Here is a 26939-nt window from a genome sequence, read left to right as displayed (position 1 = left end):
AGCCAATTTCGTAGGTCCATTAGCGGGGCTCCATTGCCATGAACAACTCGCTGCTGTCCCTGTCGTTCAACCCGGCGGGTATCGAACTCGATCGCCGTCAGGGCTTGAGTCGTCAGCTCTATCAGGCCTTGCGCCTGCGTGTGCTCGACGGTCGGCTGGTGAGTGGCACACGCTTGCCTGCCAGCCGCGATCTGGCTGCGGCGTTGTCGATTTCGCGCAATAGCGTGGTCCGTGCCTACGATCAGCTCTACGCCGAAGGTTTCATCGAGGGACGGGTGGGGGACGGCACGTATGTGGCGCAATTGCCGCAAACGGCATTGCCGACGAAAAAACTATCCACAAAAGTATCCACAGGGTTACCAACAGGCTTACCCACAGGGTTATCCACAGAATGGCTGGATTTGCCTGTGGTTTCATCCAGTAAAGTTATCCACAGCGGTGCTTTGGAGCGGGTCGAGAAGCACCATTTGCCCAGGCCTCCAAGTGGTCCGCCGAGGGCTTTTCGGGTGGGTGTACCGGCCTTTGACCTGTTCCCGTTTGAGGTCTGGGCCAAGCTGAATGCGGCTTTCTGGCGTAAGCCGGATTTACAGCAACTGTGTTACGGCGCGCCCGAAGGTTACGAGCGCTTGCGCGGATTGATCGCGGCCTATTTGCGCAGTTCGCGCGGCATGCAGTGCAGTGCTGAGCAAATTGTGATCACCAGTGGCGCACAGCAGGGGATTAGCCTTTGTGCACAGCTGCTGGTGGAGCCCGGCGATGGAGTGGCTGTGGAAAACCCCGGCTATCGCGCGGCTGGGCATGCCTTCGCCGTAGCCGGGGCGCGGCTGCATGGGGTCTCGGTGGACAACGAAGGCATCAATTGTGCTGAACTGGCTGAATTGAGCGACTGTCGATTGGCCTACGTCACGCCGTCTCATCAATATCCGACCGGGGTGATCATGAGCCTGGCGCGGCGTCTGGAATTGCTCGCCTGGGCTGAACGCACTGACGGCTGGATCATCGAGGATGACTACGACGGCGAGTATCGCTACAGCGGCGCCCCACTGGCGCCCTTGGCGGCGCTGGATCGACAGGGGCGGGTGCTTTACGTCGGCACCTTCGGCAAAGTCGCGTTTCCGGCATTGCGTCTGGGGTATCTGGTGTTACCGATGGGCCTGGTAGACGCGTTCTCCCAGCGTCGTGCAGTGGATGTGCGCCATTCCGAGGTGAGCACTCAGGCGGTGATGGCCGAGTTCATGGCTGCCGGGCATTTTCAGCGGCATATCCGCCGTATGCGGCGCGCGGCCTTGAGTCGGCGCAACACGCTGTTGGCGGGTTGGCCTGTGGATATCCCGGGTGTTGGCAGCCTGCCAAGTGTCGCGGCGGGGCTGCACTTGACGGTGGCGGTCGACACTCAGGCCCGCGAGCGCGAATTGATCGACGCCGCGGCGAGTGTTGATGTCGAGATCAATGGTCTGAGTAACTATTGGCTGCCGGAGTCATGCACCCCGCCAGACCAGCGCGCCGGGCTGGTGCTGGGTTTCGCGGCGGTGCCCGAGGAGGCGATCCGCGCAGCGCTCGGGCGGTTGAAAAAGGTCTGGTGATGCTGGGGGCGGAGGATGGAGTCGCGATCAGCGTCCGTCCTTCATGGCGTTGCCTGGGGTTCCAGATCCAGAAACAGTTTGCGCAGGCTCGGGTCGACTATTTTCCGTAGCACACCATCAATGGGTTCGACGGAGGTCAACAGTCGCCGCTGTTCAGGGGGGAGCGTCTCCAGGTATTTGTCCGCGACTTTCAGGTGAGCAGTAGCGGGTGTGTCTGCTGGACTCCTGAGGGTTTCGTAGTGGAAATGCGCCACCCACAACGCCTGATCATTGTTCGCCTTATCCATAATCCGGTACTCCTGAAAGTAGTCCCCGAGCTGTTTGGTCTGGATTCGGCCTTGTTCGTTTCGGGTGATTCGAACCTGCTCGTTTTCGTGCATCCATTTGAAGCTGCTTTGCGTGGGCTTGCGCTCTTTGTACAGGCCCGCTCGGGTGCTGATGCCCGCTTCTCTTACCTTGATTGCCGCCTGACGCAGTTCCAGGCTCAGGGTGGCCACTGGCGGAAGGATACCTTCGGCGTTTTTGCTCCTGATCATGGCCAGATCAACGCTCGTGGCGTTTTGTTCCAGTTTGAGTGCGTACTGATCGAACAGATCCTGCATGTCGGCGGGGATGCGTCGCGGTCGCAAAGCGTCTTTGCGGGTGCGCTCGATAAATGGCTGAACATCCAGGCTCTGCTCAAGACCGGCCTCGATGATGTCGGTATCGCTCAGCACCGGCGTTGGCTGCACGCTGACACCTGGCATGACTGCCTTGAGTGGAGCTTCCTTGGCTTTGGTGACTTCGCTATTACCGGGATCGCGAGGGCGGGTCTTGCTAACTTTTACCGGCAGGCGTGATGGGCCGGGACGTGCGGGTTCTGTTGAGCCCTGCGTTATCAACACTTCACTTTCGGGCAGCAACGTATGCAGTTGGGTGTGTGCCAGTCGTGAAAACTCTTCGATCAGTTTTCGCAGATGATCGAGTTGAGGCTGTTTGAACAGGTGAGGGTAGGTGTCTGGTAACTCCCGGATTCTTTGATCGGTGTCGGCAAAGGTATCGACAAGTCCGCCGAAGTCTTCAATACGTTCTTGTGGGGCAGCGTTACCGCCTGCAATGTTCATCAGGTCCGCAACCCGATGAGCGGCCTCGGCGGCGCTCACGATAATGCTGCCGACGGCGCTACGGGCCTGGGACATTGTCGGGCTGGCCTGCTCTTGCATACACAGCTCTTGCGCCATGCCTATCTCGTTTGCCTTGAGCTCCAGTGCCGAGAATGAAGGCAGCAGCTTGCTGATTTTTATGGCTTCAGCTATGCCCGGCCTTCCCGCCGCATGCATTCCTTGAAGTGCCGTTTGCGAGAGTTCAAGTTTCTCGACCATTGCGTGGCTCAGGTCTGTCGCCCGCTGGATGTTGTCAATGTAGGTTTGCCGTGTGATCGCTGTGTCCGGCTGGGGGGCTTGCGTAAATGCGCTGGTGGCTTGGATATACTGGTGTTTTTTTGCGGTAAACCAGAGCGAAAGATGCTTCTGCAACTCAGTGCTCAGGCGTAGCAAGTCGTAGGTATAGCCTGTTGTTCCGCCGAGCGTGCGCCACTCTCGCAGTTGCTCGAGTGCTTGCTCATAACTATTGATCAAGACTTCCAGTTTTTCCGCGTAAACCCCGAGCATTCGGTCGTAGGCATCGCCGTTGGCTGTCAGCAAATCTGTTTGCGCTCTTGCCAGCTCCCTTGCCTTCGCAGGTTCCTGGGCCTTGAATGAGTCCAGTGCGTTTTCCAGTTCATGTTTACGCTGCTCTTTGGCCGCTTTCATGCTTTTGAGGCGATTTTTCGGGCCGCCGCCGCGCAAGCGCAGTCGGGTGTCCACGAACCATTGACCTTGCTGGTTATGGACTAGCAGGGGGCCGGTTCGCGTGACGTCTTTGGGGTCGATGAGAATGACCTGAGCGTCGGCGTCCAGCATGACGTTGAACCAGCGTTCGCCGACCTGTGCATAGATCTTGTCGTTGAGCTGGTAGAGGTGGGGAGGTGCTTCATTGACCGTGGTCAGTTCTGTGTCGGCAAGGTTTGGCGCGGAGACTTTGAGGGTGTCCAGGTAGGTGCCCAGCGTCGAAATGGTGCGGCGCGGCACGGATCCCGCGACCTCAACCGAGGAGCGATGGCTCTGTGGCAGTTCAGCGACAAGCGGGGTGGGGTCCAATGCAATGGTGAGCGGCGCGGTAGGTGGTTTTATCTGCTCCTCTATCGGCAGTGCAGGTTGCAGTTTGCCCGATGCCGTTTTGCGCCGCATCACGGCATGATGGCTGAGGATGATCCCGAGTGCCAGCAGAATATCCGCTACGGAAGTCCATTCGATGAAGCTGTCACCCTGATCTCGGGCATCGAGTGCCTGCTGGATTTCGTTGATGGTCTGCCAGACCCAGACAGCGGTTCCGACTGCACCACTGAGGAAGTTTGAGGTGACGCTGAACAGCGCCCAGCTGCTGTCTTTCAACAAGCGCCAGCGCCGTTCGGCATTTGATTGCGACTGACGGTCAGCCAAATCGACGATCGTCTGTGCGTTGTTTTTGAACAGTGTCGAAAGAATGTTGCCGGTTATCTCCTCGTATTTGAATATCACGTGTCCGAACCTGTCCACCCTCAGCAATGGATCGACAACCTGTTCGGCCACCAACCAGGGGGACGGCAGACCTACAGGGAAAACATATTGAGCGTATTCAAAGCTCAGGGCCTTGTCGGGTAGCCATGCCAGCACCGAATCTCGGAGTTCACCGGGTTGGTGCAAGGCATACAGCAAGTTTTGCCGGGAGGGGAACTGCATCAGTGGTGGGTCCAGCATCGGACGATAAAGCAGGCAAGCGCCGCTCTCGGCGCTTCGAGGGCTGATGATGTACATGTTGGCAACCGTGTCGCTGGTGCTGATCAAGCGATGTTGCGGGGTCATCGAGAGGGGGTAGATAGCGATCGGTTGCGCTGTCTCCGTGTCGGGGTTGAGCAGCTCACGGATGTATCGATAGCCGTGTTCATCAATGCCCGCTTCTTGCCTGACCTTGCTTTCCAGTGCCATGAGCGGCAATAGCAAACGCAGCTGGTCGATATAGAAATTTTCCTGGCGTCGGGATTCAACCAGGTCATCAATCAGCTTGCGCTTGATCAGTGCGGGATAGACCTCACCGATATTGACTCGAGCCGACAACGTTGTGAGGAATTCTGGCGTCAGCCAATCCGGAACCTGCCGGGCATTTTTGAAGAAGATGCTCGCCAGGTAAGGCGCTTCGTTCTCCAGGGCGAAGTCGGCGAGCGTTTCGGTGTGCTGGTTGCGGGGATCGGGGAGAGTGAGATCGTCGACGGTGAAACTATCGGTGATCTTGATCCGCAACTCATCCAGCACCAGGTCCGCCGCACCGACGGCGTGAGGGTCGGCGATGATCGCTTCGCTCATCAGGCGCTGGGCGTATGAGGTGATAGACGGGATCTCGTCTTTGGCAGCCTTGTAGTCGGGCTGGCGATACACCTTTCCCAGCGCCGTGACGTAACGACTGTAGTCTTGTATATCGCTGAACGATGCGTTGCGCAGCCAGTCGGGAATCGCCGCAGCCAATTGCTCGATCCGTACGTGTTCCGTGGTGTCGATCTCGACCTCGGAAGCAAGCACATCGGTTGTTGGCGCCTCCAGGAATCGGAGTGCATCGATGGCATCGAGCTGCGACGACACCAGTGCCCAGGCCATGTGATCGAAGATATTCCCGTCGGGCTCGTAAAGCCGCCATTTCAGGTCGCGCCCTGCCAGTTGGTCTTCCAGGCGTGCTGGAAGCGAATTACCCAGTTGTTCCATTGAGTCGAAAGACTCGTAAGCGCGCTCGATGGTGTACATCACGATCAGTTCGCGCTTGCGATACGTTGCCTTGAGCACCAGAGCACCACCGACCAGGAGGTGGCTGGCAACCTCATTCTCGATGGTATCTATGTCGATCAGGCACGCCTGGATCGCTGAAAAGTCGCTGTTCACGGGGCTGCGCAGGGCTTTGTCGGGAGCCATGGAAATCTCCCGCGCCATGGCGCATTCATCGGCATTCCAACCGTTGACCTGTCGTACGTTCAGCGCCTTGCGCAGTGTGTCGGAGAGTTCCTGCCAGCGCGCGATCCTGTGTCCCTTCTGGTTCCAGAAATCCAACTGCCGCGCCTGGAATTCGACAAACAATAACGGTGCTGAGTCATTGAGCACGCCGGCGACTTCCTCGATGCTGACGGCGAGATGAATCGGATCTTTGGCATGTCGCTCCAGGGTGAGAAAGTGTTCGCCTTCGATGTAATTGGCCTTTGTCGTGTTAAAGCTATGGCGGATCAGTGCATGCGTCAGTGATTCGAATCGAAAGGGGCCGGCCTCGATCCGGTTATCAACCTGGAGCCAATGTGGTGTTGCGATCATTGCGTGGTCCGGGTTAATGTCCAGGTCCGGATAAAGCTCTTTCAGCGCCTGAGTCATCAGGTTCGAAGCAATCTGGTTGAGGGTTGGGCCGTGGCTGGTCAGGGTGACCAGATCGCTTTTCTCTACAAGGCGCGTGGTGTCGCCGGATGTCTCTAGAGGAACGTTATCAGTCATGTTCGCTTCCTTCGTGTGGTTTCCAGGACGCAAAGACAAGTCCTGGTCATGGCACCGAAGGTAGTGGGCAGTGGGCAATGCAGGGTGGTAACTAATTATGTGCTGGCAAAAAAATGACCCGCACACAGGCGGGTCTTCGGTTTCAGCGGCGTGAGCGTTTCAGGTACCGGACTTGATCTTGGTCCAGGCCCGGGTCCGCGCCCGTTCCGCGTCGCGCGGCAGCGGTTGCAGGGTGTAGAGCGTGCTCATGGCCGCTTCGGTCGGGTACAGATTCGGGTTGCTGCGGATCGCCGGGTCGACCATTTCCGTGGCGTCCTTGTTCGGGTTCGGATAGCCGACAAAGTCGCTGACCGGCGCGATGACTTTCGGTTGCAACAGGTAGTTCATGAAGGTGTAGGCGTCTTCCGGATCTTTCGCCCCTTTCGGGATCGCTAGCATGTCGAACCAGATCGGCGCGCCTTCTTTCGGCAGGCGCATATCGACGATCACTCCGTTCTTGGCTTCCTTGGCGCGGTTGGCGGCCTGGGAGAAGCTGCCGGAGTAACCGACGGCGACACAGATATCACCGTTGGCGATGTCGGCCATGTACTTGGATGAGTGGAAATAGGTGATATACGGGCGAATCTTCATCAGCAATGCTTCAGCCTTGACGTAGTCATCCGGCTTTTTGCTGTTCGGGTCCAGACCCAGGTGCTGCAGGGCCAGCGGCAGGATCTCCGACGGCGAGTCGAGCAGGGCCACGCCGCACTGCTTGAGTTTGCTGATGTTCTCTTCCTTGAAGATCAGGTCCCAGCTGTCCACTGGTGCGTTGGTGCCCAGCGCGGCCTTGACCTTGTCCGGGTTGAAGCCGATCAGGATGGTGCCGTACATGTATGGCACGGCGAATTTGTTGCCTGGGTCGTTGGCTTCGATCAGCTTCATCAGCTTGGGATCGAGGTGGTTCCAGTTCGGTAGTTTGCTGCGGTCCAGCGGCTGGAATACCCCGGCTTCGATCTGCTTGGCGAGGAACACGTTGGACGGCACCACCACGTCGTAACCGGAGTTGCCGGTGAGCAGTTTGGCTTCCAGCGCTTCGTTGGTATCGAAAATGTCGTAGACCAGTTTGACCTTGGTGTTCTCGGCCTTGAAGTCTTCCAGTGCCTTGGGGGTGATGTAGTCGAACCAGTTGTAGACCCGCAAGGTGCGCTCTTCGGCGTGTACGGCGCCGCTGAGGAGCGTGGCGCTCGCCACTGTGGTGAAGAGTGCTGGGACGATCAAACGCTTGAGTCGGTTCATTGTTCTAATTCCTCATTGGGCGCTTTTGAAACCTTCGAGAACGTTCACGGCATTGATGCCGATTTCTTCCACCGCGTAGCCGCCTTCCATCACGAACAGGGTCGGCTTGCCGAGGGCGCCGATGCGTTCGCCCATCGCCAGGTAATCCGGGCTGTCGAGCTTGAACTGGGAGATCGGATCGTCCTTGAAGGTGTCGACCCCGAGGGACACGACCACAATGTCGGCGCCGTAGCGTTCGATCTCTTTGCAGGCCTGCTCCAGCGCCGCGCTCCAGGTGTCCCAGCCGGAACCTGCGGGCAGCGGGTAGTTGAAGTTGAAACCTTCTCCTGCGCCTTCGCCGCGTTCGTCTTCGTAACCGAGGAAGAATGGAAATTCAGCTTCCGGGTGGCCGTGGATCGAGGTGAACAGCACATCGCTGCGCTGATAGAAAATCGATTGGGTGCCGTTGCCGTGGTGGTAGTCGACGTCGAGGATCGCGACTTTCTTGTTGCCTTGATCGAGGAATGCCTGGGCAGCGATGGCGGCGTTGTTGAGGTAGCAATAACCGCCCATCAAGTCGCTGGCGGCGTGATGCCCCGGTGGACGGCACAGGGCAAACGCACTGCGCGCACCGCGTTGGATCGCGGCCTGGGCGGTCAGCGCGACTTGCGCCGCGCTATACGCTGCTTGCCAGGTGCCGGCGGTGATCGGTGCGCCGCCGTCGAAGCTGTAATAACCGAGTTGGCCGTGCAGGCTTTTCGGGATGACCGTGCGCAGGGTGCGTGCCGGCCAGGTGTACGGCAGCAAATCGCCGTCGCGTTCAAACTCGGTCCAGCGCTGCCATGCGCCTTTGAAGAACGTCAGGTAGTCGTCGCTGTGGATGCGCTGGATCGGCCCCAGACCAAAATCCTGCGGCGCTTGCACCGGCCCCAGGCTGCGGGATTGAACGCGTGCCAGAACGTGGTCGGCTCGCGAGGGCATTTCGAAGCAGGGCATCAATTGCCCGTCCATCAATTCGCAGCGTCCGTGGTGCAGGTGGTGATCGTCCGAGTAGATCGTCAGCATTTTCTTGTTCTCCGCAGGCTGATTCGGTTGAACACAGTCTTGCGGCGTGCGGCGATTCAGAGAACGGCAGGAAAGGCCAAAAGGGGATCAATATGGCCAAAAGATCTGACCGAAATTCGCCCCTTTGTGGCGAGGGAGCTTGCTCCCGCTCGGCTGCACAGCAGTCGTAAAACCGGCAACCGTTATTGATATGGAGAACGCAGTGTTCAGTTCGGGTCTGCTGCGCAGACCAGCGGGAGCAAGCTCCCTCGCCACAGGAGAGCGTCAAGGCCTGAACTGGCTCGGCGCCACGCCGCTCCAGCGCACAAACGCATGGCGGAAACTCGCGGTTTCGCTGAAGCCCAGCGCCTCGGCGATGCGATAGATCGGCAGCTGATCTTCGTAAAGCATCTGCTTGGCGCGCTCAAAGCGCAGTTCGTCGAGCAATTCCTGATAGCTGCACCCCAGATCCTTCAGGTGCCGACGCAGAGTCCGCGCCGAGCAGTTCATCTGTTCGGCCAGGCCTTCCAGGCCTGGCGCGGCGTCGAGTTGGGCGGTGAGCAGTTGGCGGATCCGCCCCAGCCACGCCTGGCGTCCGGTGAATTCGGTGTTCTGCTTGCGACAGCGTTCGGCCATGGCCTGATGGGTGATGCTGTCGGCCAGAGGCAAGGGCTGGTCCAGCCAGTGTTTGTCGAAAGCGAAGGCGTTATCGGTGCCGTCAAAGCGCAGGGGGCAATCAAAGTGCGTCGCGTAGCTGGCCCGATAATCCGGTGCCGAATGTTCGAAACGGGCACCCAGCAGCGGCAGTGGATGGCCGAGCAGGTCGTCGCAGATGACTTTCAGCGAGACCAGGCAGAACTCGGCGTTGAACACTGCCAGCGCCGGACTTTCCCGGTAATCGGCGGCGGCGAACCAGATGCGCTCGCCATCGTCCTCAAGGCTTAGCTCGAAAAGTGTTCCCAACAGCGCCGGATAGCGCAGCGCCAGGCGCAAGGCGTCACCGAAGGTGGCACTGGTGAGCAGGGCATAACCGAGAATGCCGTAGGACGAAACGTGCATCCGCCGGCCCAGTTCCAGGCCGATGTCACGCTTGAGCGCGACCGCGTTGGCGCAGACCTGCATTTCCTGATTGGTGGTGATTCGCGTGTCGGCGCGGCTCAGATCCGCGGCGCTGATGCCGCTGCCGGCCAGCAGCGCCTCACTTGAAAGCCCATCGGCCTTGAAGGCATTGAGCACCAGGGAAACGGCGTTGAGGGTGGTGAGGTGGGAGTGGAGCATGGGCGATTCCAGCCTTTGGGTGGCTGGAAGCGAGCAAGTTGTATGCCGGGTGTCATCAACCTGTAGGAGCAAGGCTTGCCCGCGATAGGGACGACGAGGTCTACCAGACACACAGCGTCATCGTTCATCGCGGGCAAGCCTTGCTCCCACAGGATCTGTGTGGTGTCAGCTAAGTTCGCCGCAAAGGTCGAGCTCTACAAGCCGTCGAACCTCTGCCGTGTCCAGATCTGCACCCAACAGCGCATGCAATTTGCCAAACGCGGCTTCACGGGTCATGCCGCCGCCGGACAACACGCCCACGCCACGCAAGCGACTGCCGGCCTCGTAGACATCCAGCTCAACCCCGCCTTCATGGCACTGGGTGATCGCGACCACCACGACCCCCTGATCCCGCGCGCGCGCAAGGCTGGCGAGAAACTCGGGGTTATCACTCGGCCCGGTGCCGCTGCCGAAGCATTCCAGCACCAGACCCTGGACGCCGCTGTTCAGCACGCCATCGAGCTGTTCCGCGCCGATTCCGGGAAACAGTGGCAGCACGCCGACCTTGGCCAGTTGCTTGCTCTGACGGTACTCAAGCGCTGTCGGCAGGGCAGGTGCTTTGACGCCGCCGCCCTGGCGTTGCAGGCGAGCAAACGGGTGCCGACCGAAGCTGCGAATCTTCGCGCAACGGGTCGGGTCCAGCAGCTCGCCGTGGAAGTACAGCTGCACGCCCGGTGCCAGGCCTTGGCCGAGGGAGACAAGCGCACCGCCGAGGTTTTCCCAGGCATCGCTGTCAGGCACGCCGGCCGGCAGCATGGAACCGGTAAACAGCACCCGTGCGTGCAGGCCGAGCAATTGGAAACTCATGGCGGCGGCGCTGTAGGCCAGGGTGTCGGTGCCGTGCAGGATCAGCACGCTGTCGCAGCCGTCGACGTCGACCGCTTCGATGACCGCATCGCGCAGGCGCTGCCAGTAGGCCGGGGTCATGTTGGCGCTGTCGATCAGCGGGGTCATCTCGCGAAAGCGCCAGTTTGGCACCACCAGATCGGGCTGGCTGTGCAGGTAGTCGCGCATCCGGGCTTCGAAACCGGACGCCGGGGCCAGGCCGTTGGCGCTGGCTTGCATGCCAATGGTGCCACCGGTGTAGAGCACCATGACGTGCTGCGCAGCAGGATAAGTTGCGGGAATCATGTGGGGTCTCCTGAACGATGACAGCGTACGACCGAGCATGACGCCGGTCGCACGCTGTGTCACGTCGGGCGCAGGGGATGCGCCCGGTTTTAACCGATCAGCGTTGCGCTGCGGTCACGCCTTGCGGCTCGGCTTCGGCCTTTGGAGCGGCGGCTGGCGGGTTGGCTGGCCAGGCTTTGAGGTCCAGGTCCAGGTCCGGGAATTTGCTGGAGTCGAACACTGGCGTCTTGATCCCGGCGCGGCGTTGAGCGTCGTAGTCATTCAGGATGCGCATGCCAACGTTGAACAGCAGGAACAAGGCGATCAGGTTCACGAACGCGAGCATTGTCATGGTGATGTCGGCGAAGGCGAACACGGTGCTCAGGTTTTCGATCGCACCCCAGAAGATCAACGCCAGTACCAAGGCGCGGTAGCCGATCAGCACCTTGCGGTTTTCACCGACCAGGAAGCGCAGGTTGCTCTCGCCCAGGTAGTAGTTGTAGAGGATCGAGGTGAACACGAACAACGCCAGCGCGACGCTGATGAACATCCGGCCCCAATCACCGACTACGGCGGCCAGGGAGTTCTGGGTCAGGGCAATGCCGTCGCCTTCGAAGCCTGGTGTGTAGAAGCCCGACAGCAAGATCAGCAATGCAGTGCAGGTGCAGATCACGAAGGTGTCGAGGAACACGCTGAACGCCTGAACCACGCCTTGTGCGACCGGGTGCTCGACCGACGCCACGGCTGCGACGTTAGGCGCACTGCCCAGGCCGGCTTCGTTGGCGAACACGCCGCGCTTCACGCCCATGACGATGGCGCTGCCGATCAGGCCGCCGAAGGCCTGGTCCAGACCGAATGCGCTCTTGACGATGGTCATCAGCATGCCCGGCACATGGTCGAATTGCAGCACGATCACGTAGATGGTCACGCCGATGTAGACCAGGGTCTTCACCGGTACCAGCAGGTCGGCCACTTTGGCGATCCGCTTGATCCCGCCGATAAACACCAGGCCTAACAGCACCGCCAGGCCCAGGCCGGTGTAGGTGGTGTTCAGGCCGAAGGCGTTATTGAGCGAGTGGGTCACGGCATGGGATTGCAGGCCGTTGAAGGCGAACCCGAAGGTCACCAGCAACAGGAATGCCATGATCATGCCCAACCAGCGCTTCTGCAGGCCGTGCTGGATGTAGTAGGACGGGCCGCCGCGGTACTGACCTTCGGAGTCGCAGCGCTTATAGAGCTGGCCGAGGGAGCATTCGAAGAAGCTGCTGGACATGCCGACCAGTGCGGTCACCCACATCCAGAACACTGCGCCTGGGCCACCGAGGGTCACGGCGATGCCGACACCCGCGATATTGCCTGCGCCGACGCGGCCGGCGAGGCTGAGCATCAGGGCCTGGAACGAGCTGAGTTGCTCGCTGCTGCTACGCAGGCTCTCTTTGAAGACCGAGAACATGTGTAGGAAGTGACGCAATTGGACGAAACGCGAGCGGATCGTGAAGTAGCTACCGAGCCCGACAATGAGCACGATCAGTACTTTCCCTGAGAGGAAGTCGTTGATGACTTCGAGCATGGAGTATTCCTCGCTGTTTTTTGTGTAGGCGATTGTGGGTGGTCGAAACATTGCGTTACACCGGTCTGTGCACGGCACAACGGATGGGGCGATGTTCGTCCTGGATCCATATCGCGGGTTTGTTATTAGTTCGGGTTTCGCATGGGTTTGGGTCTCGTTACCGACGACCGCTCACGCGAAGAGGGGCGGCACTATACCTATCAGTGCGGCGTCCGTCTGCACGGTTGTGGTGCGAACGATAAAACAAGGGGCTGCAAGATCAAAAAATCGCAGCCTTCGACAGCTCCTACGGGTGTACGTTGATCCCTGTGTAGGAGCTGCCGAAGGCTGCGATCTTGGCGGTATTGAAAACACACGACATGTTTGGAAAATCCGCAAAAGATTTAAAAAAAAGGGCCTGGAGAATGAACTCCAGGCCCTCAAAAGGTGAGAGGTGTCTAGTCCCTCGACCTGGTGAGCAGTAACTACAGCGTTAGGCTTTCAGTGGTACCAGACGCGGAGCAATCATGTTTTCCGGGCGCAGGATGTCGGCGAGCATGGCCTCATCCAGCAAGCCTTCTTCTCGCACCAGTTCCAGCACGCCGCGGCCGCTTTCAAGGGCGATACGGGCGATGCGGGTGGCGTTTTCATAGCCGATGTACGGGTTCAGCGCGGTGACCAGACCGATCGAGTGTTCGACCAGTTCACGGCAGCGGGCTTCGTTGGCAGTGATGCCGACGATGCAGTGCTCGCGCAGCATGTCCATGGCGCGTTGCAGCAGGCGGATCGAGTCGAAGATCTTGAAGGCGATCAACGGCTCCATCACGTTCAGTTGCAACTGGCCGCCTTCGGCCGCGATGGTCAGTGCCAGGTCGTTACCGATGATCTGGAAGGCCACCTGGTTAACGGCTTCAGGAATAACCGGGTTGACCTTGCCTGGCATGATCGAGCTGCCCGGCTGACGCGCTGGCAGGTTGATTTCGTTGATGCCGGTGCGTGGGCCGCTGGACAGCAGGCGCAAGTCGTTGCAGATCTTCGACAGCTTGACCGCGGTGCGCTTGAGCATGCCGGAGAACAGCACGAAGGCGCCCATGTCGGAAGTCGCTTCGATCAGGTCGGCGGCCGGTACCAGCGGTTGACCGCTGATCAGTGCCAGGCGCTGAACAGCCAGGTGCTGGTAACGCGGGTCGGCGTTGATGCCGGTACCAATCGCGGTGCCGCCCAGGTTCACTTCGGTCAGCAGTTCCGGTGCCAGTGTCTTCAGGCGTGCCAGGTCTTCGCTCAGGGTGGTGGCGAAGGCGCGGAATTCCTGGCCAAGGGTCATCGGCACGGCGTCTTGCAGCTGGGTACGACCCATCTTCAGAACGTGGCTGAATTCTTCACCTTTGGCAGCGAACGACTGGATCAGGCTGTCGAGGCTGGCGAGCAGGGCGTCGTGACCCAACAGCAGACCCAGACGGATGGCCGTCGGGTAGGCGTCGTTGGTCGACTGGGCCATGTTCACGTCGTTGTTCGGGTGCAGGTATTGGTATTCGCCCTTGCTGTGGCCCATAGCCTCCAGCGCGATGTTGGCGATGACTTCGTTGGCATTCATGTTGGTTGAAGTGCCAGCGCCGCCTTGAATCATGTCCACCACGAACTCTTCGTGGAAATCGCCGCGGATCAGACGGGCACACGCTTCGCTGATGGCAGCGTGCTTGACGTCGCTCAGGTGACCCAGCTCGCGGTTGGCGTCAGCAGCAGCCTGCTTGACCATTGCCAGACCCACAACCAGTTTCGGGTAATGCGAAATCGGAACGCCGGAGAGACGGAAGTTGTTCACCGCTCGCAGGGTCTGGATGCCGTAATACGCTTGAGCTGGTACTTCGAGTACGCCAAGCAGGTCTTTTTCTGTGCGGAAAGATGCAGCGGAGGACATGATAGAAATCATCTCGATATGGACCCGGTCTATGCCGGAACGCTGCGAATGCTAGGCTTGTGGAAAATTTTGGGCCAATGCTGTTAAGCACTGCCCTATGCACATTCGGCATAATACCCGTGTGACGCCGTGTATACGGCAAGCGTGTGACCTAAATTGGTGCGTGTCCGGGAGGGCGTGATGAATCTGGAAAGCAAATGGCTCGAGGACTTTAGTGCCCTGGCCGCCACCCGCAGCTTTTCGCAGGCCGCCGAACGGCGCTTTGTGACTCAGCCGGCATTCAGTCGGCGGATCCGCAGCCTCGAAGCCGCGCTGGGGCTGACCCTGGTCAATCGCTCGCGCACGCCCATCGAACTGACGGCGGCGGGGCAGTTGTTTCTGGTCACGGCGCGTACGGTGGTCGAGCAACTCGGCGAAGTGCTGCGGCATTTGCATCACCTCGAAGGCGGGCAGGGCGAAGTGATGCAAGTCGCTGCCGCTCACTCCCTGGCCCTGGGTTTCTTTCCGCGCTGGATCGCGCAATTGCGCAATGAAGGCCTGAACATTGCGACGCGGCTGGTGGCGACCAACGTCGGCGACGCCGTGCACGCGTTGCGCGAAGGCGGCTGCGATCTGATGCTGGCGTTTTATGACCCGGATGCGGCCATGCAAATGGACCCGGAGATTTTCCCGTCACTGCACCTGGGCGACACCGAAATGCTCCCGGTCTGTGCGGCCGATGCGGATGGCAAGCCGCTGTTTGACCTCGAAGGCGAGGCCAGCGTGCCGCTGTTGGCTTACAGCGCCGGGGCTTTTCTCGGGCGTTCGGTGAACATGCTGCTGCGCCAGCGCGCGCTGCGTTTCACCACCATTTATGAAACCGCCATGGCCGACAGCCTGAAAAGCATGGCGCTGGAAGGGCTGGGCATTGCCTGGGTGCCGCAGCTCAGCGTGCGTGCCGAACTGGCGCGCGGTGAGCTGGTGGTCTGCGGTGGCCCGCAATGGCATGTACCGCTGGAGATTCGTTTGTACCGCTGCGCGCTGGTACGCAAGGCCAACGTAAGGCTGTTGTGGCGCAAGCTGGAAGGCAGCGCCGCGCAAACCCCTTGAGACGCTGAAGATTCAGTGTGGGATTCGTGTTGTATTGGATTGACCTTCAAGTCAATAAAACCGGTACTTTGCGCCGTATGACAGATGGTCGCGCGGGGGGCTGTTTATCTGCTTCATTGAGGTATACTGCGCGGCCTTCGGCCGGTTCGTCTGGCCATAATTCGTACAACAAGCCACGCATTTGCGTGGCTTGTTGTTTTTTGACGCGCCTGCGGGCGCCCAGAGAGAAGAGGCACGACGATGAGCGCACTGGTTGGCGTGATCATGGGCTCCAAGTCCGATTGGTCCACCCTTAGCCACACCGCCGATATGCTGGAAAAGCTCGGCATCCCTTACGAGGTGAAAGTGGTCTCTGCCCACCGCACCCCGGACCTGCTGTTCCAGTATGCCGAAGAGGCCGAGGCCCGTGGCATCGAGGTGATTATCGCCGGTGCCGGCGGCGCGGCCCACTTGCCTGGCATGTGTGCGGCCAAGACCCACCTGCCGGTGCTGGGCGTGCCGGTGCAGTCGTCGATGCTTTCGGGCGTCGATTCGCTGCTGTCGATCGTGCAGATGCCTGCGGGCATCCCGGTCGCTACCCTGGCCATCGGCAAGGCCGGCGCGATCAACGCAGCCCTGCTCTCGGCGAGTATCCTGGGCGCCAAGCACCCGCAATTCCACGCGGTGCTGAAAACCTTCCGCGCTGAGCAGACAGACAGCGTCCTGGACAATCCAGACCCACGCATCGCCTGAGGTTGTTGACGATGAAGATCGGTGTAATCGGTGGCGGCCAGTTGGGTCGCATGTTGGCCCTGGCAGGTACGCCGCTGGGAATGAACTTCGCTTTTCTGGACCCCGCGCCGGATGCCTGCGCAGCTGCGCTGGGTGAGCACCTGCGGGCCGATTACGGCGATCAGGATCACCTGCGCCAGTTGGCCGATGAAGTCGACCTGGTGACCTTCGAGTTCGAAAGTGTCCCTGCCGAAACCGTGGCCTTCCTGTCGCAATTCGTTCCGGTTTACCCGAGTGCCGAAGCGCTGCGCATTGCCCGTGATCGCTGGTTCGAAAAGAGCCTGTTCAAGGACCTGGGCATTCCGACGCCGGCTTTCGCCGATATCCACTCGCAAGCCGACCTGGAGGCTGCGGTAGCCACCATCGGCCTGCCCGCCGTGTTGAAAACCCGCACCCTGGGTTACGACGGCAAAGGCCAGAAAGTCCTGCGCACGCCGGCCGATGTGCTCGGTACGTTCGCCGAGCTGGGCAGCGTGGCCTGTTTGCTGGAAGGCTTCGTGCCGTTCACCGGTGAAGTGTCGCTGATCGCCGTGCGTGCTCGCGATGGTGAAACGAAGTTCTACCCGCTGGTCCACAACACCCACGACAGCGGCATTCTCAAACTGTCCGTGGCCAGCACCGACCACCCGTTGCAAGCCCTGGCCGAGGATTACTCCAGCCGCGTGCTCAAGCAGCTGGATTACGTCGGCGTGATGGCGTTCGAGTTCTTTGAAGTCGACGGTGGCCTCAAGGCCAACGAAATCGCCCCGCGCGTACACAACTCCGGGCACTGGACTACTGAAGGCGCCGAGTGCAGCCAGTTCGAAAACCACCTGCGGGCCGTTGCCGGCCTGCCGCTGGGTTCGACCGCCAAGGTCGGCGAGAGCGCGATGCTCAACTTCATCGGTGTGGTACCGCCGGTGGAGAAGGTCATCGCCATCGCCGATTGCCATCTGCACCACTACGGCAAGGCGTTCAAGGTCGGCCGCAAGGTCGGTCACGCCAACCTGCGTTGCGCCGACAGGGAGACGCTTGCGCAGCAGATCCTCAAGGTCGAAGCGCTGATTGCCGAATAGTTTCATCTGGCAGTGACGGAACCTTCGGTCGCCGCCGATCTCTGATGGCAGGATGCCAAAGTCTGGCTAGGCTTTGGCATACCCACATCATTCAGAGGGAAACGCCATGCACATTATTGGAACCATCTTCATCGGATTGATCGTTGGCCTGCTGGCTCGTTTCCTGAAACCGGGTGACGACAACATGGGCTGGATCATGACCATTCTGCTTGGCATCGGCGGTTCGCTGGCGGCGACGTACGGCGGCCAGGCGCTGGGTATCTATCAGGCTGGCCAAGGTGCGGGCTTCATCGGTGCACTGGTGGGCGCGATTGTCTTGCTGGTGATCTACGGTCTGATCAAGAAAAACACCTGATTCAAGCGACAAAGCCCTCTCTGCCGCACGGGCAGAGAGGGCTAGAATGCTCGACGATTTACTGAATCCCCTCTGCCGAGCACATTTCATGCGCCGTCTTCTGCTGACTCTCTTATTGCTGGGCACTGGCCTGGCTCATGCCGGCGAACTGCCGGAAACCGACTGGCTCGAACTGATGCCCAAGTCGGATCAAAAAGCCCTTGAGGCCATGCCTGAAATCGACCACAACTCGCCCGAAGCCAACGGCACCTTTACCGACAAGGGTGGCTTGAAGCAGAGCAAGGGCTTGCCGGCGGTGATGTATTCGACCAAGACCGTGGCGTCGATGAACGACAAGAACATCCGCATCGGCGGGTATCCCGTGCCTTTGGAAACCGATGCCAAGGGGCGCAGCACGCTGTTCTTCCTGGTGCCGTACCCGGGCGCCTGCATCCACGTGCCGCCACCGCCGCCTAACCAGTTGGTGCTGGTGCGCTATCCGAAGGGCTTGAAGCTGGACGATATCTACACACCGCTGTGGGTCACCGGCACGCTGAAGATCGAGAAGGTCAACAACGACCTGGCCGATGCGGCGTATGCACTGGATGCGGCGAAAGTGCGAGTGGTCAAAGAGTCGGATTTGTAAGGTCTGGAGTTCTGCACAAGACCTGTGGCGAGGGAGCTTGCTCCCGCTGGACTGCGCAGCAGTCCCAACACCAGCAATCGAGTTCTGACAGGCAGAACCCATTGCCTGGTTTTACGACCGCTTCGCGGCCGAGCGGGAGCAAGCTCCCTCGCCACAGTTGATCGCAGTGTTGCTTAAAGAGTTTTGCTGGCGATGCTCACGCCCAGCGTATGACTCGCCCCCGGCGCCAGGGTCACGATGTCATCCATCACATTCGCCGTTTCGATGCACAGCATGCGCTGCCAGCCGTCGTCGGCCATGTCACTGAACTGCGCCGCCCGTGCGATCCACGGGTTCCAGATCACCGCCGAGCGCGAGCCGCTGCTGGTCAGCTCGATGCGCCGTTCCCAGGCAGGATCGACGATGCTCAATTGCGCCGGTGTATTCAGGTAGATCCGGTCGGTTTCCCCGGCAAAACGCAAATCGCCGGTCTGAGTCACGGTTTTCCAGTTATCCAGGGTTTCGATGTAGCTCAGCCCGTCCAGGCCTTCGACGTGCACATTGCGTACATCGCTGACCGCGTAATAGCTGTGCAGCGCCTGGCTGATGGTGACGGGGGTACTGCCCTGGTTTTGGCTGGTCAGGTTGATATGCAGTTGCTCATCCAGGCGAATGCTCAGTCTCAGGTCCACCGCATACGGCCAACCCGGCAAGCCGCCTTCGAGGTAGGGCAGGACGAACTCGACCTTCAGGCTCTCGCCTTCGGCTTCAATGGCGCCCAGTTCCCAGTCCATCGCTCGCACTAAACCGTGGGCGGTCGGCGGTTCGTTGCTGACGCGCATTGCCTGAACGCTCGGCGGATTGCGGTCCAGGTTGCCAAACCACGGCCAGCACACGGGAACACCGGCGCGGATGCTTTTGCCGGTTTTGAACACCGCCTCATCGTTGAGCCAGATCAGCGGCGGTTGCCCGGCCAGTTGATAACTGAGGATGTGCGCGCCTTGCTGGGCCACCAGCAATTCAGCCTGACCGTGGCGGATGCGCCAGCAGTTCAGTTCATCCAGTTTCACGGCTTCAACGTTGGGAGTCGGCATGTTGCACATCTCGTTCAGGATCAATGACGTCAATGGACCGTAAAACGGCCGCCGGGTTTAACGCTCGCCCGGTTTAACGAGCTCTGGGCGGAACCGAGCGGGTGCGGCCGCTGCCATCGATGGCGACGAACACGAACACCGCCTCAGTGACTTTGCGCCATTCGCTGGAGAGTGGATCGTCGCTCCAGACCTCGACCATCATCTTGATCGAGCTGCGGCCGATTTCCGTTGCCTGAGTATAGAAGGACAGCTGCGCGCCCACGGCGACCGGCACCAGGAAGGCCATGCGATCGATCGCCACGGTGGCGACGCGTCCGCCCGCGACCTTGCTGGCCATCGCCGTACCGGCCAAATCCATCTGAGACACCAGCCAGCCGCCGAAAATATCGCCAAAGCCGTTGGTTTCGCGGGGAAGCGCGGTGATTTGCAGGGCCAGATCGCCTTGCGGAATAGGATCTTCTTGTTCGAGCTCTATCATGCCGAGGGTGCCTCTGAGCCGTGACTCTTGGAATATGTAGCGGGTGAATAGCCGTCTTGGGAAAAACGATTCAGCCCCGAACATACTACGTTCGTCACGTTTTCCATAAGGCGCGCTAAAGGGAAACTCTGCGAAACCGGCTGACAAAGGCCAACGACGTTTTCGCACAGCAACCCCTTACAAAGTGTTGCACGGTTGCGAGTATATCGGTCGGTAGACTCCGAGACGACCATCGGGTTCTCATTTTGACTGCCAAATACGCGCTTTCCTGTGCTTTTTCGAACAATTTGCTATCGTGCCGAACCTGCCCAAGCCCCTGCCAGCGTTGTTGGGGTTGCGGATCTGACTATAAGAGAAGCCCTTGCCATGACCACAGCGCCATCGAGCATCGCGACACCCGCGCAACCTGCGCGCCCCTTGACCGGTAACGACTACAAGACACTGTCGCTTTCCGCCTTGGGCGGCGCGCTGGAGTTTTACGACTTCATCATCTTCGTGTTCTTCGCCACGGTGGTTGGCAAGTTGTTCTTCCCGGCGGACATGCCCGAGTGGCTGCGGCTGATGCAGACCTTCGGCATCTTTGCCGCCGGTTACCTGGCGCGACCACTGGGCGGCATCGTCATGGCGCACTTCGGCGACCTGCTGGGGCGCAAGAAAATGTTCACCCTGAGCATTTTCATGATGGCCGTACCGACGCTGATCATGGGCTTGCTGCCGACATACGCGCAGATCGGCCTGTGGGCGCCGATCCTGTTGCTGCTGATGCGAGTGATCCAGGGCGCGGCGATTGGCGGTGAAGTGCCGGGGGCCTGGGTATTCGTTTCCGAACACGTGCCGCAGCGACACATCGGCTACGCTTGCGGCACGCTGACGTGCGGCCTGACTGCCGGCATCCTGCTCGGCTCGCTGGTCGCCACCGCAATCAACAGCCTCTATTCCGCTGAACAAGTGGCTGATTACGCCTGGCGGATCCCGTTCCTGCTCGGCGGTGTGTTTGGTCTGTTCTCGGTCTACCTGCGCCGCTGGCTGCACGAAACCCCGGTGTTCGCCGAGCTGCAACTGCGTAAGGCGCTGGCCGAAGAAGTGCCGCTGCGTGCGGTACTGCGTGACCATCGCGGCGCCATCGCCATCTCGATGCTGCTGACCTGGCTGCTGTCGGCCGGGATCATCGTGGTGATTCTGATGACCCCGACGGTGCTGCAAACCATTTATCACTTCTCGGCCACGACCGCGCTGCAAGCCAATAGCGTGGCCATCGTGTGCCTGAGCCTGGGTTGTGTGATCTCCGGCGCGTTGGCGGATCGCTTCGGCGCTGGCCGGGTGTTCGTGTTTGGCAGCGCAGCGCTGCTGGCGACGTCCTGGACTTTCTACCACAGCCTGTTCAATCACCCCGACTGGCTATTCCCGCTGTACGCGCTGACCGGCCTGTTCGTCGGCACCATCGGCGCGGTGCCATTCGTGATGGTCAAGGCGTTCCCGGCCGTGGTGCGCTTCAGCGGCCTGTCGTTCTCCTACAACCTGGCCTACGCGATCTTTGGCGGCCTGACCCCGATGGTCGTCACCCTGCTGCTCAAGGAGAGCCCGATGGGGCCTGCCTACTATGTGGCAATCATCTGCAGCATTGGCATCCTGGTGGGCGGTTACCTCTGGAAGAACAACCGTTGATTCATTGAATCAAAAGATCGCAGCCCCCCTCACACCCCTTTGCGGGTGTACCCCAAAGGCCGGTATTCCCAGGGAATGCTGGCCTTTCATCTAATTGTCATATTCAGGTCATAGAGTGTTCACACGGCCTGCCGATACTTGGCCCCGACTTAACACACCCTATTTGCTAGGAGTAAGGCATGAAACTGAAGCGTTTGATGGCGGCAATGACGTTTGTCGCTGCTGGCGTTGCAACTGCCAACGCGGTAGCCGCTGGTGTAGACCCAGCCATCCCGGCTTATACCAAAGCCACTGGTGTTTCGGGCAACCTGTCCAGCGTCGGTTCCGATACCCTGGCTAACCTCATGACCCTGTGGGCTGAGAACTACAAAAAAGAATACCCGAACGTAAACATCCAGATTCAGGCCGCTGGCTCCGCCACCGCGCCACCTGCGTTGACTGAAGGCACCTCCAACCTGGGCCCGATGAGCCGCAAGATGAAGGACACCGAACTGGCAGCCTTCGAGCAGAAGTACGGCTACAAGCCAACCGCTATCCCGGTTGCCGTGGATGCCTTGGCCGTGTTCGTGCACAAAGACAACCCGATCCAGCACCTGACCATGGAACAAGTCGACGCAATCTTCTCCTCGACTCGTCTGTGCGGCGCTAAAGCAGAAGTCAAAACCTGGGGCGACCTGGGCGTGACCGGCGACCTGGCCAACAAGCCGGTTCAACTGTTCGGCCGTAACTCGGTATCCGGCACGTACGGCTACTTCAAAGAAGAAGCCCTGTGCAAAGGCGACTACAAGCCAAACGTCAACGAACAACCAGGCTCGGCTTCGGTCGTGCAATCGATCAGCTCTTCGCTGAACGGTATCGGTTACTCGGGCATCGGCTACAAAACCGCTAGCGTGAAGACTGTGGCTCTGGCCAAGAAAGGCAGCACTGACTACATCGCAGACAGCGAAGAAAACGCCCTGAACGGCAAATACCCGCTGTCGCGTTTCCTCTACGTTTACGTCAACAAAGCCCCGAACAAGCCTCTGGCCCCGCTGGAAGCCGAGTTCGTGAAGCTGGTTCTGTCCAAACAGGGTCAGGAAGTTGTCGTGAAAGACGGCTACATCCCACTGCCAGCCAAAGTTGCCGCCAAGGCACTGGCTGACCTGGGTCTGCAAGAGGGCGGCGCTGAAGTCGCAAAAAAGTAAAACCCTGATTCGGGGCTAGCCCCGGATCTGTAGGAGTGAGGCTGGTGTGGCGAGGGGGCTTGCCCCCGCTCGACTGCGAAGCAGTCGTAAATCGGTCGATGCTTAGAATGCGGTGACTGATTTTAGGGGGAGCTTCGCTCCCCAACGGGGGCAAGCCCCCTCGCCACAGATTGCTCCTACCTCCCAATTTTCCAGTCCGCTGCCAGTTCACACGGGCGGCGGATTTGTTGCGTCACTGCATTGTCATCTTTCTGTCATACAGGATCGCTAGGGTGTGCGCATGAATGATCTGGCCAATTCCACCATGACTACCAATCCCCCCAAGCGAATTGACTTCAATACGCCTGAGCTCCAACGCAAGCGCCGCATCCGCGCGCTCAAAGACCGCCTGACCCGCTGGTACGTCCTCGTCGGCGGCCTCGCCGTACTCGGCGCGATCACGCTGATCTTCTTCTTTCTTGGCTACGTCGTTGCGCCACTGTTTCAGGGCGCCAACCTGACCGCTAAAGACGCGATCACCCCGGCCTGGATGCAAGACGCCGGCAAACCGCTGATGATCTCCCTCGAAGAACAGAACCAGGTCGCCATGCGGGTTTCCGACAAGGGCCAGGCGCTGTTTTTCGACGTCGACAGTGGCGCCGAGCTAAGCCGCATTGACCTGCCGATCCCGGCCGGCACCAGCGTAACCGCCATTGGTAAAGACCAGCCCGGCCATCCGCTGGTCGTCGTGGGCTTGTCCAACGGTCAGGCACTGGTGTTCCGTCACACCTATAAAGTCACTTACCCGGAAGGCAAGAAAACCATCTCGCCGGCCATCGAATTCCCGTACGACGAAACGCCGATTGCATTGAACGAGCAGGGCGGTGCCCTGGAGCACATCAGCCTCAATGCGACCGACTCGACCCTGCTGCTCGCTGGCTCTACCGGTTCGCAATTGCATGTGCTGTCGCTGAGTAGCGAAGAAAACATGATGACCGGTGAGGTCACCAACGAGCAGAAGCGCATTGAACTGCCGCAAATGACCGAACCGGTGAAGAACATCTTCGTCGACCCGCGTCAGCAGTGGCTGTACGTGGTCAACGGTCGCGCCCAGGCCGATGTCTTCAGCCTGAGCGACAAGAGCCTCAACGGTCGCTACAAACTGCTGGATGACGGCGAAGCGCAAGTGACCGCCAGTACTCAACTGGTGGGCGGCATCTCGCTGATCATCGGCGACTCCAAGGGTGGTCTGGCCCAGTGGTTCATGGCTCGCGATACCGATGGCGAGCAACGGCTGAAACAGATCCGCACCTTCCAGATGGGCACCACGCCGATCGTTGAAATCACCGCCGAAGAGCGTCGCAAAGGCTTCGTCGCCCTCGACACTGCCGGCAAGCTCGGGGTGTTCCACAGCACCGCTCACCGCACCTTGCTGGTGGATCAGGTGGTGGATGGCGCAGGCCTCTTCGGTCTGTCGCCGCGTGCCAACCGGATCATTGTGGAGCAGGGCGGCAAGCTGCAACCGCTGCTGCTCGACAACCCGCACCCGGAAGTTTCGTGGAGCGCGCTGTGGAGCAAGGTCTGGTACGAAAACTACGACGAGCCTAAATACGTCTGGCAATCGACCGCGGCCAACACCGACTTCGAACCCAAGATGAGCCTTTCGCCACTGACCTTCGGTACGCTGAAAGCCGCGTTCTACGCGATGCTGCTGGCTGCACCGCTGGCGGTCGCTGCGGCGATCTACACCGCCTACTTCATGGCGCCGGGCATGCGCCGCAAGGTCAAACCGGTCATCGAATTGATGGAGGCGATGCCGACGGTGATCCTCGGCTTCTTCGCCGGCCTGTTCCTCGCACCGTATGTGGAAGGGCACTTGCCGGGCATCTTCAGCCTGTTGATGCTCTTGCCGATCGGCATTCTGGTAGCCGGCTTCATCTTCAGTCGCCTGCCCGAGTCGATTCGTCTGAAAGTGCCGGACGGCTGGGAAAGCGCGATCCTGATCCCGGTGATTCTGTTTGTGGGCTGGTTGTCGCTGTTCATGAGCCCGTACATGGAAGCGTGGTTCTTCGGCGGCGACATGCGCATGTGGATCTCCCACGACCTGGGCATCACCTATGACCAGCGCAACGCTCTGGTCGTCGGGTTGGCCATGGGCTTTGCGGTGATCCCGAACATCTACTCGATCGCCGAAGACGCCGTGTTCAGCGTGCCGCGCGGCCTGACGCTGGGCTCCCTGGCTCTCGGCGCCACGCCATGGCAGACCATGACTCGCGTGGTGATCCTGACCGCCAGCCCGGGCATTTTCTCGGCACTGATGATCGGCATGGGCCGTGCGGTCGGGGAAACCATGATCGTGTTGATGGCCACCGGTAACACCCCGGTCATGGAAATGAACCTGTTCGAAGGTCTGCGCACCCTGGCCGCCAACGTCGCGGTAGAGATGCCCGAATCGGAAGTCGGCGGCAGTCACTACCGCGTGTTGTTCCTCTCGGCGCTGGTGCTGCTGTTGTTCACCTTCATCATGAACACCCTCGCGGAGCTGATCCGTCAGCGTCTGCGCAAGAAATACTCGTCGCTTTAAGAAAGGTAGAAGTCTGTGAAACAGAACTCCCTGAAAGGATGGTTCAAGAGCGGCGCCCCCGGCGTCTGGATCAGCGGTGGCGCGGTGTCCATCGCGGTCATCATGACCATTGGTTTGCTGGCGGTGATTGCCGTGCGCGGTCTGGGCCACTTCTGGCCGGCAGACCTGATGCACGCCAGTTACAACGTGCCGGGCCAGGCCAACCATGTCGTCATCGGCGAAGTGGTGCAGAAGGAAGAAGTGCCGCGTGAGCGTCTGAAAACCGCAGGTTTGCCTGTGCCGGGCCAAGGTCCGGAATTCATGACCCGCGAGCTGATCAAGGTCGGCAACCGTGACATCAACGGCAATGACTTCACCTGGATCGTCGGCGAGTGGCTGACCGACCAGAGCACACCGCGTGAATTGATGACCATCGAGCGCCGTGAGTGGGGCAACTTCTACGGCTACCTGCTCAACGTCAAACAGGACGGCAAGGTCATCGCTGAAGGCGAAGCGGCCTGGCCGGAGCTGCAAGCGCGGGTGGACCGCGTCAACAAGCTCGCGGCACAACTCAAAAGCCTCGAAAAAACCGACATCGGCGCGATCAACGCAGGCCTTGAGCGGATTCGCCTGCACGGCCGCAAGCTGGAGCTTGAAGGCAAGCTCGATCCGACCGCGCAAGCCGACATGGACACTGAGCGCGCTGAGCTGAACGCTCGTTATAAAGACGTCGAGGCACGCCTGAGCGACCTGCACGCGCAGTTCAACCGCGACAGCCTGACCGCTCGCGATGCCAACGGCAAAGAAGTTGAAATCGGCATCGGCAAAGTGGTTCATGCCTACCAGCCGAACGCCATGAGCTACCTGACCAAGCTGGGTTTCTACTTCAACAAGGTCTGGGAATTCCTCAGCGACGACCCGCGTGAAGCCAACACCGAAGGCGGGATCTTCCCGGCGATCTTCGGCACCGTGATGATGACCCTGATCATGGCGATGATCGTTACTCCATTCGGCGTACTGGCAGCGGTCTACCTGCGTGAATATGCACGCCAGGGGCCGATGACCCGCTTGATCCGCATCGCGGTGAACAACCTAGCGGGCGTTCCGGCGATCGTTTACGGCGTGTTCGGTCTAGGCTTCTTCGTTTACGTACTCGGCGGCTCGGTTGACCGTTTGTTCTTCCCTGAAGCCTTGCCGGCGCCGACGTTCGGTACGCCGGGCCTGCTCTGGGCCTCGCTGACCCTGGCGCTGCTGGCGGTGCCGGTGGTGATCGTGGCCACCGAAGAAGGCCTGGCGCGGATTCCTCGCACCGTGCGTGAAGGCTCGTTGGCCCTCGGCGCGACCAAGGCTGAAACCTTGTGGAAGATCGTGCTGCCGATGGCCAGCCCGGCGATGATGACCGGGATGATCCTCGCCGTGGCCCGCGCCGCCGGTGAAGTGGCGCCGCTGATGCTCGTGGGTGTGGTGAAACTGGCGCCGTCGCTGCCGGTGGACGGCAACTACCCGTACTTGCACCTCGACCAGAAAATCATGCACCTGGGCTTCCACATTTATGACGTCGGCTTCCAGAGCCCGAACGTCGAAGCCGCACGACCGCTGGTGTACGCCACAGCGCTGCTGCTGGTGCTGGTGATCGCCACGCTCAACCTGTCGGCAGTGTGGATCCGTAACCACCTGCGCGAGAAATACAAAGCTTTGGATAGCTAATCACCACCGACCCTGTAGGAGCAAAGCTTGCTCGCGATGG

The 26939-nt window shown here is 60.1% G+C and carries 19 protein-coding genes; 10 read left to right on the top strand and 9 right to left on the bottom strand.

The window, feature by feature from the left end:
• The first annotated feature begins 38 nt into the window (after nucleotides 1-38).
• Nucleotides 39-1583 (top strand): PLP-dependent aminotransferase family protein, encoded by a 1545-nt coding sequence (locus tag AABM55_RS29325; RefSeq protein WP_347928425.1) that lies wholly within the window; start codon nucleotides 39-41, stop codon nucleotides 1581-1583.
• 41 nt (nucleotides 1584-1624) lie between these two features.
• Here AABM55_RS29325 and AABM55_RS29320 read toward each other — a convergent pair whose 3' ends face one another.
• From AABM55_RS29320 to AABM55_RS29290, 7 genes are all read right to left on the bottom strand, one after another.
• Entirely contained in the window at nucleotides 1625-6202 is a 4578-nt protein-coding gene (locus AABM55_RS29320) for a DUF6543 domain-containing protein (protein ID WP_347928424.1), read from the bottom strand.
• A 120-nt stretch (nucleotides 6203-6322) separates the two neighbouring features.
• On the bottom strand, nucleotides 6323-7438 hold the full coding sequence (locus AABM55_RS29315; protein ID WP_347928422.1) for a polyamine ABC transporter substrate-binding protein: 1116 nt from the start codon (nucleotides 7436-7438) through the stop codon (nucleotides 6323-6325).
• A gap of 12 nt (nucleotides 7439-7450) precedes the next feature.
• On the bottom strand, nucleotides 7451-8482 hold the full coding sequence (locus AABM55_RS29310; RefSeq protein ID WP_347928421.1) for a histone deacetylase family protein: 1032 nt from the start codon (nucleotides 8480-8482) through the stop codon (nucleotides 7451-7453).
• Nucleotides 8483-8746: 264 nt separating this feature from the next.
• Nucleotides 8747-9739, bottom strand: coding sequence for an AraC family transcriptional regulator (locus AABM55_RS29305; RefSeq protein WP_347928419.1), 993 nt, complete (start codon nucleotides 9737-9739; stop codon nucleotides 8747-8749).
• A gap of 165 nt (nucleotides 9740-9904) precedes the next feature.
• The gene (locus tag AABM55_RS29300; RefSeq protein ID WP_347928418.1) at nucleotides 9905-10909 is read right to left on the bottom strand and encodes an asparaginase; all 1005 of its coding nucleotides are present in this window, start codon (nucleotides 10907-10909) and stop codon (nucleotides 9905-9907) included.
• 97 nt (nucleotides 10910-11006) lie between these two features.
• Nucleotides 11007-12458 carry an alanine/glycine:cation symporter family protein gene (locus AABM55_RS29295; protein ID WP_347928416.1) on the bottom strand — a complete coding sequence of 484 codons (1452 nt, stop codon included), beginning with the start codon at nucleotides 12456-12458 and terminating at the stop codon, nucleotides 11007-11009.
• Between the two features lie 472 nt (nucleotides 12459-12930).
• Nucleotides 12931-14355 carry an aspartate ammonia-lyase gene (locus tag AABM55_RS29290; RefSeq protein WP_054594769.1) on the bottom strand — a complete coding sequence of 475 codons (1425 nt, stop codon included), beginning with the start codon at nucleotides 14353-14355 and terminating at the stop codon, nucleotides 12931-12933.
• Nucleotides 14356-14535: 180 nt separating this feature from the next.
• Here AABM55_RS29290 and AABM55_RS29285 point away from each other — a divergent pair, with 180 nt between their 5' ends.
• The 5 genes from AABM55_RS29285 to AABM55_RS29265 all read left to right on the top strand — a co-directional run bounded on the left by AABM55_RS29285 (nucleotide 14536) and on the right by AABM55_RS29265 (nucleotide 18250).
• Complete coding sequence (locus AABM55_RS29285; protein WP_054594768.1) at nucleotides 14536-15444, top strand: LysR substrate-binding domain-containing protein; 909 nt, start codon at nucleotides 14536-14538, stop codon at nucleotides 15442-15444.
• Nucleotides 15445-15684: 240 nt separating this feature from the next.
• Nucleotides 15685-16176: a 5-(carboxyamino)imidazole ribonucleotide mutase gene (gene purE / locus AABM55_RS29280; RefSeq protein WP_019694319.1), complete on the top strand. Its 492-nt coding sequence runs from the start codon at nucleotides 15685-15687 to the stop codon at nucleotides 16174-16176.
• A gap of 11 nt (nucleotides 16177-16187) precedes the next feature.
• Entirely contained in the window at nucleotides 16188-17270 is a 1083-nt protein-coding gene (locus AABM55_RS29275; RefSeq protein ID WP_054594767.1) for a 5-(carboxyamino)imidazole ribonucleotide synthase, read from the top strand.
• Nucleotides 17271-17376: 106 nt separating this feature from the next.
• On the top strand, nucleotides 17377-17625 hold the full coding sequence (locus AABM55_RS29270) for a GlsB/YeaQ/YmgE family stress response membrane protein (protein WP_054594766.1): 249 nt from the start codon (nucleotides 17377-17379) through the stop codon (nucleotides 17623-17625).
• An 88-nt stretch (nucleotides 17626-17713) separates the two neighbouring features.
• Complete coding sequence (locus tag AABM55_RS29265; RefSeq protein WP_216740919.1) at nucleotides 17714-18250, top strand: DUF3299 domain-containing protein; 537 nt, start codon at nucleotides 17714-17716, stop codon at nucleotides 18248-18250.
• 173 nt (nucleotides 18251-18423) lie between these two features.
• Here AABM55_RS29265 and AABM55_RS29260 read toward each other — a convergent pair whose 3' ends face one another.
• A complete protein-coding gene (locus tag AABM55_RS29260; protein ID WP_347928414.1) occupies nucleotides 18424-19323 on the bottom strand; it encodes a D-hexose-6-phosphate mutarotase in 900 nt (299 codons plus the stop codon).
• Between the two features lie 73 nt (nucleotides 19324-19396).
• Nucleotides 19397-19801 carry an acyl-CoA thioesterase gene (locus AABM55_RS29255; RefSeq protein ID WP_019694314.1) on the bottom strand — a complete coding sequence of 135 codons (405 nt, stop codon included), beginning with the start codon at nucleotides 19799-19801 and terminating at the stop codon, nucleotides 19397-19399.
• Between the two features lie 366 nt (nucleotides 19802-20167).
• On the opposite strand from AABM55_RS29255, the gene AABM55_RS29250 reads away from it, so the two are divergent.
• From AABM55_RS29250 to pstA, 4 genes are all read left to right on the top strand, one after another.
• Nucleotides 20168-21466, top strand: coding sequence for an MFS transporter (locus AABM55_RS29250; protein WP_103314794.1), 1299 nt, complete (start codon nucleotides 20168-20170; stop codon nucleotides 21464-21466).
• A gap of 179 nt (nucleotides 21467-21645) precedes the next feature.
• Entirely contained in the window at nucleotides 21646-22650 is a 1005-nt protein-coding gene (locus AABM55_RS29245; protein ID WP_054594764.1) for a phosphate ABC transporter substrate-binding protein PstS, read from the top strand.
• Nucleotides 22651-22930: 280 nt separating this feature from the next.
• Nucleotides 22931-25213, top strand: coding sequence for a phosphate ABC transporter permease (locus AABM55_RS29240; RefSeq protein WP_347928412.1), 2283 nt, complete (start codon nucleotides 22931-22933; stop codon nucleotides 25211-25213).
• Between the two features lie 15 nt (nucleotides 25214-25228).
• Entirely contained in the window at nucleotides 25229-26899 is a 1671-nt protein-coding gene (gene pstA / locus AABM55_RS29235) for a phosphate ABC transporter permease PstA (protein ID WP_347928410.1), read from the top strand.
• The last annotated feature ends 40 nt before the right edge of the window (nucleotides 26900-26939 follow it).

The organism is Pseudomonas helvetica, assembly GCF_039908645.1.
GTDB classification, from domain to species: Bacteria; Pseudomonadota; Gammaproteobacteria; order Pseudomonadales; family Pseudomonadaceae; genus Aquipseudomonas; species Aquipseudomonas helvetica.
This window is presented reverse-complemented; position numbering and strand designations above follow the sequence as displayed.